This window comes from Streptomyces sp. NPDC055078 (assembly GCF_053607985.1).
In genome coordinates this window covers 1-9,113 of record NZ_JBSGUP010000324.1, presented here as the reverse complement: position 1 = coordinate 9,113, position 9,113 = coordinate 1, and the positions used below count along the sequence as shown (strand labels likewise).

General features: G+C 73.3%; 7 protein-coding genes. 3 read left to right on the top strand and 4 right to left on the bottom strand.

Going from position 1 to position 9,113, the window contains the following annotated elements; translation table 11 throughout:
• Nucleotides 1-126: 126 nt before the first annotated feature.
• Entirely contained in the window at nucleotides 127-1,560 is a 1,434-nt protein-coding gene (locus ACWF94_RS24455; protein ID WP_453492287.1) for an ATP-binding protein, read from the bottom strand.
• A 59-nt stretch (nucleotides 1,561-1,619) separates the two neighbouring features.
• Nucleotides 1,620-2,285, bottom strand: a complete 666-nt coding sequence (locus ACWF94_RS24450) for a response regulator transcription factor (protein ID WP_453492285.1) — start codon at nucleotides 2,283-2,285, stop codon at nucleotides 1,620-1,622.
• Between the two features lie 116 nt (nucleotides 2,286-2,401).
• Here ACWF94_RS24450 and ACWF94_RS24445 point away from each other — a divergent pair, with 116 nt between their 5' ends.
• Complete coding sequence (locus ACWF94_RS24445) at nucleotides 2,402-3,049, top strand: PepSY domain-containing protein (RefSeq protein ID WP_453492282.1); 648 nt, start codon at nucleotides 2,402-2,404, stop codon at nucleotides 3,047-3,049.
• A gap of 394 nt (nucleotides 3,050-3,443) precedes the next feature.
• Here ACWF94_RS24445 and meaB read toward each other — a convergent pair whose 3' ends face one another.
• Nucleotides 3,444-4,400 carry a methylmalonyl Co-A mutase-associated GTPase MeaB gene (gene meaB, locus ACWF94_RS24440; protein WP_453492279.1) on the bottom strand — a complete coding sequence of 319 codons (957 nt, stop codon included), beginning with the start codon at nucleotides 4,398-4,400 and terminating at the stop codon, nucleotides 3,444-3,446.
• Nucleotides 4,401-4,538: 138 nt separating this feature from the next.
• Entirely contained in the window at nucleotides 4,539-5,744 is a 1,206-nt protein-coding gene (locus ACWF94_RS24435) for an acetyl-CoA C-acetyltransferase (protein ID WP_453492276.1), read from the bottom strand.
• A 147-nt stretch (nucleotides 5,745-5,891) separates the two neighbouring features.
• Here ACWF94_RS24435 and mce point away from each other — a divergent pair, with 147 nt between their 5' ends.
• Together mce and ACWF94_RS24425 are read left to right on the top strand one after the other, a co-directional pair.
• Complete coding sequence (gene mce / locus ACWF94_RS24430; RefSeq protein ID WP_453492273.1) at nucleotides 5,892-6,320, top strand: methylmalonyl-CoA epimerase; 429 nt, start codon at nucleotides 5,892-5,894, stop codon at nucleotides 6,318-6,320.
• Between the two features lie 169 nt (nucleotides 6,321-6,489).
• Nucleotides 6,490-9,113: hypothetical protein (locus tag ACWF94_RS24425; protein WP_453492270.1), on the top strand; the 2,624-nt coding region annotated here is incomplete at its 3' end.

Sequence of the window (9,113 nt, the reverse complement as noted above, 5' to 3'; positions counted from 1 at the left end):
AGGCTGAATTCACTCACCCCGCACCCGACGACCGGGGCACACAAACCCAGCCCGTCCGGCGCTTGAGGACAGACCCGCGCCCCGGGGCGCCCGCGCCGTCGAGAGGGATCGGCCCGCGGCAAGCGGCTACGCGAGGGGCAGACGGAGGACGAAGCGGGCGCCGCCCGTGGGGGCGGGGGTCACGGTGAGGGTGCCCCCGTGGCGTACGGCCACATCGCGGGCGATCGCGAGGCCAAGACCCGCCCCGCCGTCGTCCCGGCTACGGGCATCGTCGAGGCGCACGAACCGCTCGAAGATCCGCTCCCGCTCCCCCCGCGGCACACCGTCCCCGTCGTCCGCGACAGCGAGCACCGCCTCGCCCGCCTCGGCACGCACGGACACGCCGACGGCCGTACGGGCATGACGCTGGGCGTTGTCCAGCAGATTCCCGAGCACCCGCGTGAGCTGGGAGCGCGACCCCGTCACCTCCACCGCGTCCACGGTCACCGCGTCCACCGTCACCGGCACCCGGTCGCCCGCGCGCTGCGACGCCTCCTCGCGCACCAGCGCGGCGAGATCGAGCCGGGCCTGCCCCGGCCGCTCCCCCGCGTCCAGCCGGGCCAGCAGCAGCAGATCCGCGGCGAGCTGCTGAAGCCGTACGGTGTCGGCCACCGCGCCCGGCACATCCAGCAGCTCCGGGTGGGCCGCGCCCACCTCCAGCTGGGTGCGCAGGGAGGCGATGGGGCTGCGCAGCTCGTGGGAGGCGTCCGCGACGAAGCGGCGCTGGCGTTCCACGGACGCCTCCAGCACGGCGAGCGTCTCGTTGGTCGTACGGGCCAGCCGGGCGACCTCGTCGTGGGTGGCCGGCTCGGGGACCCGCCGGGAGAGGTCTTCGGACGCCGTGATGGCCGCCATCTCGCCGCGGATGCCCTCGACGGGCCGCAGCGCGCGCCGGGTGACCAGCCAGGTGACCGAGCCGACGACGACCAGCAGCAGCGGCAGGCCGATGAGCATGGCCTCGCGCACCGTCTCGACCGCGCCCTCCTCGGTGGCCAGGGGGGCGCCCGCGTAGACGGTGACGGTGTGGCCGTCACCGGGGGTCACCTCGACTGAGGCGAAGCGGTACGAGGCGCTCTCGCCGTCCACCGTGGCGGTGCGGGTGCTGAACCCGGGCTCCTCGTCCGAGACCTCGCCCGGGTCGGGGGCATCGTCGTCGTGGTCCCGATCCCGGTCCCGGTCGCGGCCCCTGTCGTCATCGCCGGAAGACGTGGGGCTCGGAGCGGGGGTCCCCGTCCCGAGACCGGGGACCGGCTTCAGCCCCTCGCCGAGGGCCAGCACCCGCCCCCGGTCGTCGACGATCTGGACGGGACGGTCATCGGCATCCGGCAGGTCGAGTTCGCCCGGGGGCGTGCCCAGGGCGATCCGCGAGGCCACGTCACGGGCGGCGACCTCGGCCTGGAGACCGGCCCGCTGGGCGAGGTCGGAGCGCAGGACCAGGAGTACGGCGAGGCCCGCCGCGATCAGCGCGACGGCGACGACCAGGGTGGCGCCGATCGACGCCTTCGCCCGTACGGATCTCAGGGCTCTCAGATGCCTCAGGGCGCTCAGTCTCTTCAGCTTCTTCGGGGGGCGCGGGTTTTTCATGGCGCGGCCACCAGCCGGTAGCCCGCGCCGCGCACGGTCTGGATGCGCGGGGCGCCGAGTTTGCGGCGCAGGGCGCTGATGTAGACCTCGATGATGTTCGGGTCGCCGTCGTAGGCGAAGTCCCAGACGTGTTCGAGGATCTGCGCCTTGCTGACGACGTCGCCCGCCCGGACGGCGAGCTGTTCCAGCACCGCGAACTCCTTGGCGGTGAGGGCGATCTCCCGCTCCCCCCGAAAGACCCGGCGGGCGGATGTCTCCATCCGCAGATCGCCGACGGTGAGCACCGGGGAGCCGCCCGAGCGGCCCCGGCGGCGCAGCAGGGCCTTGACCCTGGCGACGAGGACGACGTACGAGAAGGGCTTGGTCAGATAGTCGTCGGCGCCGGTGTCGAGGCCCTCGGCCTCGTCGTACTCGCCGTCCTTGGCGGTCAGCATCAGGATGGGGACGTCATGGCCGGCGGCGCGCAGGGCGGCGCAGACGCGGTAGCCGTTCATACCGGGCAGCATGATGTCGAGAACGACCAGGTCGTACGCGCCGTCGGAGGCCCGGTGCAGCCCTTCGAGGCCGTCGTGGACCACATCCACGGCGTAGCCCTCGGCCGTCAGTCCCCTGGCGAGGGACAGTGCGAGCCGCTTCTCGTCCTCCACGATCAACAAGCGCATGCGCTCAGGGTCCCAAACGGAAGCTGAAGATCCCTTCAGGTGGCTTCAGGTTGCGTTCAGGCTCCGCCCGGCAGATTGGTGCTCACCGAAGGCCGGACCAATGGGGAGGACCCCTCATGAAGCGCAAGATCGTTGTCGCAGTCGCCGTCGCCGCACTCCTCGGCGGCGGTGCGTACACAGCGGTGGCCGCATCGGGAGACGACCCCGTGTCCACACCGAAGATCTCGGTGTCGGACGCGGTGGACGCCGCACTGAAAGAGGCCCCGGGATCGGTGCTGTCCGTCGGGCGTGACGACGACGGAGAGGGCCCCTGGGAGGTCGATGTCGTGGGTAGGAACGGCCTCGACCGCGAGGTGCGGGTGGACGCGAAGAGCGGCAAGGTGTCGCTGGCCCCGGCGGCCGACGACACGGATGGGCCGGACGACGCCGACGACGCCGATGACGTCAATGACTCGGACGGCTCGGACGGCTCGGACGACCGGAACGAGGCCGCCGAGGACCGGAGCGACCTGGAGGCCCTGCGCGCGGCCACGGTGGACGCCGACCGGGCGGCAGCGGCGGCGCTGTCCTTCCGGGCGGGCACGGTGACCGAGGTCGAGTTCGACGAAGGCCACTGGGAGGTCGAGGTGCGCGCGAAGGACGGTTCCTCGCGGGACGTGCACGTGGACGCGAGGACAGGCAAGGCTTCGCCGGCCCCGGCGGTCGAGAAGGCCGACGACGCCGACGACAAGGACGACAAGGACGACGACGGTTCCGACGACTGAGCGGCATGATCGGCCGATCGGCTTGATCGGCTGAGCGTCGCGATACAGCTCCGGGCGGCCCCCCGCCCGGTGCCAGGGGGTCAAGGACACCCTCTGGAGCATGGCCCGGCCAGGACCACACCCCCCGTGTCCAGGCCGGGCCGTTTCCGTCTGCTGCCGTCCGCTCCGATCGGACCGCCCGCTCGCCTCCGGAGGTCCGGGCGGGCGACGCGGACTGGTACGTACGCCCGCGCCGACTCGCCCCTATGGGCCGGGCCGCCCCCGCCCCGTACGCAGAGCGCCGTACGCAGAGCGCCGTATGCCAGACCCCCGCACGCAGAACCCCGGCCCCGCCCGTAAGCCCGGTACAGGCTCCGGGACCCCCCGGGCTCCCCAGAACTCCCGCGGCGGACGCTCAGGACCGCGTAAGCCCCGTCACCAGTTCGTCCGCCGCCGTGTACGGGTCCAGCTCCCCCGCCACGATCCGGGCGGCCAGCGCGCCCAGTCTGCGGTCGCCGTGCAGATCGCCGATCCGCTCCCGCAGCGCGGTCACCGCGATGGTCTCCACCTCGCCCGCGGCCCGGCGGGACCGGCGCTCGGTGAGAACCCCGCGCTCCTCCATCCAGGCCCGGTGCTTCTCCAGCGCCTCGACGACCTCGTCGATGCCCTGGCCGCGCGCCGCGACCGTCTTCACGATCGGGGGCCGCCAGTCGCCCGGGGCGCGCGCCTCGCCGAGGCCCAGCATGTGGTTCAGCTCGCGGGCGGTGGCGTCCGCGCCGTCGCGGTCCGCCTTGTTGACGACATAGACGTCGCCGATCTCCAGGATGCCCGCCTTGGCGGCCTGGATACCGTCGCCCATCCCGGGCGCCAGCAGGACGACGGAGGTGTCGGCCTGGGCGGCGATCTCGACCTCGGACTGGCCGACCCCGACCGTCTCCACCAGGATCACCTCGCAGCCGGCCGCGTCCAGGACGCGGATGGCCTGGGGAGCCGCCCAGGCGAGCCCCCCGAGATGCCCCCGGGTCGCCATGGAGCGGATGTAGACACCCGGGTCGGACGCGTGCTCCGACATCCGCACCCGGTCGCCGAGCAGCGCGCCGCCCGAGAACGGCGACGACGGGTCGACGGCCAGGACGCCCACCCGCCGGCCCGCCTTGCGGTAGGCGGTCACCAGGGCGGAGGTGCAGGTGGACTTGCCGACGCCCGGCGAGCCGGTCAGGCCCACCACATAGGCCCCGCCGGTCAGCGGGGCGAGGGTCGCCATCACCTCGCGGAGCTGCGGGGACGCCCCCTCCACCAGGGAGATCAGCCGGGCGACGGCCCGGGGCCTGCCCTGCCGCGCCTGGGCGATCAGTTGGGGGACGTCCACCATCGCCGTACTCCTTCGGTCGGTTCTCAAGGCTTTCGCCGGTACGCGGGCCGGTACGCGGACCGGTACCCGGACGGCCCGCACTTCACGGGTACCCCGGGGGTCAGATCTTGGCCGCTACCCGGGCCGGTGCCCGGACGGTCAGCTCTTCGCCGGTACGCGGACGATCAGCGCGTCGCCCTGACCACCGCCGCCGCACAGCGCCGCCGCGCCCACGCCGCCGCCCCGGCGCTGAAGCTCCAGCGCCAGATGGAGCACCAGCCGGGCGCCGGACATGCCGATGGGGTGGCCGAGAGCGATCGCACCGCCGTTGACATTCACCTTTTCGGTGGATACTCCGAGGTCCTTCATTGACTGCACGGCGACGGCGGCGAACGCCTCGTTGATCTCGATGAGGTCGAGGTCCCCGACGCCGATGCCCTCCTTGCCGAGCGCGTGGCGGATCGCGTTGGACGGCTGCGACTGGAGGGAGTTGTCGGGGCCCGCCACATTGCCGTGGGCGCCGATCTCGGCGATCCACTCCAGGCCCAGTTCCTCGGCCCTGGCCCGGCTCATCACGACGACGGCGGCGGCGCCGTCGGAGATCTGCGAGGAGGTGCCCGCTGTGATGGTGCCGTCCTTGGCGAAGGCGGGGCGCAGCCGGCCGAGGGATTCGGCGGTGGTCTCCGCCCGGATGCCCTCGTCCTGGGAGACCACGACCGGCTCGCCCTTGCGCTGCGGGATCTCGATCGGGGTGATCTCCGCCTCGAAGACCCCGTTCTTCTGCGCGGCGGCGGCGCGCTGGTGGGAGAGCGCGGCGACCTCGTCCTGCTCGGGGCGCAGGATGCCGAGGCGGCCGTTGTGCTTCTCGGTGGACTCGCCCATGGCGATGTTCTCGAAGGCGTCGGTGAGGCCGTCGTACGCCATGGAGTCGAGCATCTCGATGGCGCCGTACTTGTGGCCCGCGCGCGACTTCGGCAGCAGGTGCGGCGCGTTTGTCATCGACTCCTGGCCGCCGGCGACGATCACGTCGAACTCACCCGCCCGGATCAGCTGGTCGGCCAGGGCGATGGCGTCGAGCCCGGAGAGACAGACCTTGTTGACGGTGAGCGCGGGGACGGTCATGGGGATACCGGCCTTGACCGCGGCCTGGCGGGCGGGGATCTGCCCGGCCCCGGCCTGGAGCACCTGGCCCATGATCACGTACTGCACCTGGTCGGGGCCGATGCCCGCGCGCTCCAGCGCGGCCTTGATGGCGAAGCCGCCCAGGTCGGCGCCGGAGAAGGAGGTGAGCGATCCGAGGAGCCGTCCCATGGGCGTCCTGGCGCCCGCGACGATCACTGAGGTGGTACCGGACGTTGCTGACATGAGACACGATCCCCTTACCAGCCCGGGAGCTGAGGAGTGAACGAGGGTTTACTCAAATGTACTGAGCGGTTCCGCCCGGGGTCACCGTCCCACGGGTGTGATCGCGCGCACGTTGCGTAACCAGCGCTTCGGCGCTGCACTGGTGGCATGCTGACGCGAATCGACCACATCGGGATCGCCTGTTTCGATCTTGACACGACCGTCGAGTTCTACCGGGCCACCTACGGCTTCGAGGTCTCCCACACGGAGGTCAACGAGGAGCAGGGCGTACGCGAGGCCATGCTCAGGATCAACGGCACCTCCGACGGCGGCGCCTCCTACCTCCAGCTCCTCCAGCCCATCCGCGAGGACTCCCCGGTGGGAAAGTGGCTGGCCAAGAACGGGGAGGGGGTCCACCACATCGCCTTCGGCACGGCGGACGTGGACGGCGAAGCGCAGGCGATCCGGGAGAAGGGCGTACGCGTCCTCTACGACGAGCCCAGGACCGGCTCCATGGGCTCCCGTATCACCTTCCTCCACCCCAAGGACTGCCACGGCGTCCTCACGGAACTCGTCACCTCGGCAACGGAGCACTGACCTCCGCATTCCCGGCCCGGTAGAGTGGGCGATTCCGGGCCGGGGCCGGGTCGGGGCCGCGACGCGTCCTCTCATAATGATCTGTCACCATTCCCCCGGGGGGCCGTTCGCCCGGCGAGCGGCGCTTGTGTGGAGTCAGTTGCGACCAGGGGACGGATGGGACCGCGCAGTGCGGGGCTACGAACGCCAGGAGAGCCACCGAGCTGACGACGACCACCTCTCGCGGTTCGAAGCCGAGATGGACCGGCTGAAGACCGAGCGGGAGAAGGCCGTCCAGCATGCCGAGGACCTCGGTTACCAGGTCGAGGTCTTGCGCGCCAAGCTCCATGAGGCACGCCGCAACCTCGCCTCCCGTCCCGCGTACGAAGGCAGCGACCTCGGCTATCAGGCCGAGCAGCTCCTCCGTAACGCCCAGATCCAGGCCGACCAGCTCCGCACCGACGCCGAGCGCGAGCTGCGCGACGCCCGCGCCCAGACCCAGCGCATCCTCCAGGAGCACGCCGAGCACCAGGCCCGGCTCCAGGCCGAGCTGCACACCGAGGCCAATCAGCGCCGCCAGCGTCTTGACCAGGAGCTGGCCGAGCGCCGCCAGACCGTCGAGGCGCATGTCAATGAGAACGTCTCCTGGGCCGAGCAGCTGCGCGCCCGTACGGAGGCCCAGGCCCGCCGGCTGCTCGACGAGTCCCGCGCCGAGGCCGAGAAGTCGCTCGCCGCGGCCCGCGCCGAGGCCACCCGGGTCGCCGAGGAGGCCAGGCACCGGGTGGGCTCCGAGACGGAGTCCGCGAGGACCGAGGCCGAGTCGATCCTGGCGCGGGCCCGCAAGGAGGCCGAGCGGCTGCTGAGCAGCGCCGCCGACCAGGCGCAGGAGACCACCAGCCACGCCGAGCAGCTCCGCTCGACCACCACCGCCGAGTCCGACCAGGCCCGCCAGCAGGCCACCGAGCTGAGCCGGACCGCCGAGCAGCGGATGCAGGAGGCGGAGGACAAGCTCCGCGCCGCCCGCGCGGAGTCGGAGAAGCTGGTCACCGAGGCGCGGGAGGCCGCCGCCAAGCAGGCGGCGTCCGTCGAGTCCGACACCGAGCAGCGCACCCGTACGGCCAAGGCGGAGATCGCCCGGCTGGTCGCCGAGGCCACCAGCGACGCCGAGGTGCTGAAGGCGGACGCCGAGCAGATTCTCGCGGACGCCCGCGCGGAGTCGGAGAAGCAGCTCGCCGCCGCCGCCGAGCAGGCGCGTACGGTCGCCGCGGAGGACGCGGCGGCCCAGCTCGCGAAGGCGGCCAGAAGCGCCGAGGAAGTGCTGACCAAGGCGTCCGATGACGCCCGGGAGACCACCCGCAAGGCGGGCGAGGAAGCCGAGCGGATCCGCCGCGAGGCCGAGGCGGAGGCCGAGCGGCTGCGCGTCCAGGCCGCCGAACAGGCCGACCAGCTCAAGGGCGCGGCCAAGGACGACACCAAGGAGTACCGCGCCAGGACCGTCGAGCTCCAAGAGGACGCGCGGCGGCTGCGCGGCGAGGCCGAGCAGCTCCGGTCCGAGGCGGTCGCGGAGGGCGAGCGCATCCGCGGCGAGGCCCGCCGCGAGGCCGTCCAGCAGATCGAGGAGGCGGCCAGCACCGCCGAGGAACTGCTCACCAAGGCCCGCGCGGACGCCGACGAACTGCGGACGGCCGCCAGCGGCGACAGCGAGCGGGTCCGTACCGAGGCCATCGAGCGCGCCACCAACCTGCGCAGGCAGGCCGAGGAGACGCTGGAGCGCACCCGCGCCGAGGCCGAGCGGCTGCGCACCGAGGCCGCCGAGCGCATCCGTACGCTCCAGGCACAGGCGGAGCAGGAGGCCGAGCGGCTGCGGACCGAGGCCGCGGCCGACGCTTCGAGCGCCCGCGCCGAGGCGGAGAGCATCGCGGTACGGCTGCGCAGTGACGCGGCCAATGACGCCGAGCGGCTCAGGAGCGAGGCCCAGCAAACCGCCGACCGGCTGCGCGCGGAGGCCGCCGCCACCGCCGAGCGGGTGGGCGCGGAGGCCGCCGAGGCGCTCGCCGCCGCCCAGGAGGAGGCGCTGCGCCGCCGCCGGGAGGCCGAGGGCATTCTCGCGTCGGCGCGCGGCGAGGCGGACCAGGAGCGGGAGCGGGCCCGCGAGCAGAGCGAGGAACTGCTCGCTTCCGCCCGCAACCGGGTCGAGGAGGCCGGGGCCGAGGCACACCGCCTGGTCGAGGAGGCCGACCGGCGGGCCGGCGATCTGGTCGCCGCCGCCGAGCAGACCGCCAGGCAGGTGCGGGAATCCGTCCAGGGGCTCCAGGAGCAGGCGGAGGCGGAGGTCGCCGGGCTGCGCTCCGCGGCCGAGCACGCCGCCGCGCGCACCCGCGCCGAGGCCGAGGACGAGGCCGACCGGGTCCGCTCCGACGCCTACGCCGAGCGGGAGCGGGCCGGTGAGGACGCGACCCGGCTGCGGACCAGGGCGCAGGAGGAGACCGAGGCGGCGAAGGCGCTCGCCGAACGGACCGTCACCGACGCGATCGCGGAGGCGGAGCGGCTGCGCACCGACACCGCGGACTATGTCCAGCGGATGCGTACGGAGGCGTCGGACGCCGTCGCCGCCGCCGAGCAGGACGCCTCCCGCACCCGGGCCGACGCCCGGGACGACGCCAACCGGATCCGGTCGGAGGCCGCCGCACAGGCGGACCGGCTGGTCGGCGAGGCGTCCGCCGAGAGCGAGCGGGTCAGGGCGGAGAGCGAGCAGGTACTCGACCAGGCCCGGCAGGCCGCCGACAAGCGCCGCGCGGACGCCGCGGCCCAGGC

Excerpts from the sequence above, each read along its gene's own strand:
- ACWF94_RS24450 (WP_453492285.1), bottom strand. The coding sequence starts at position 2,285 with ATGCGCTTGTTGATCGTGGAGGACGAGAAGCGGCTCGCACTGTCCCTC.
- ACWF94_RS24445 (WP_453492282.1), top strand. The coding sequence starts at position 2,402 with ATGAAGCGCAAGATCGTTGTCGCAGTCGCCGTCGCCGCACTCCTCGGC.
- meaB (WP_453492279.1), bottom strand. The coding sequence starts at position 4,400 with ATGGTGGACGTCCCCCAACTGATCGCCCAGGCGCGGCAGGGCAGGCCC.
- ACWF94_RS24435 (WP_453492276.1), bottom strand. The coding sequence starts at position 5,744 with ATGTCAGCAACGTCCGGTACCACCTCAGTGATCGTCGCGGGCGCCAGG.
- mce (WP_453492273.1), top strand. The coding sequence starts at position 5,892 with ATGCTGACGCGAATCGACCACATCGGGATCGCCTGTTTCGATCTTGAC.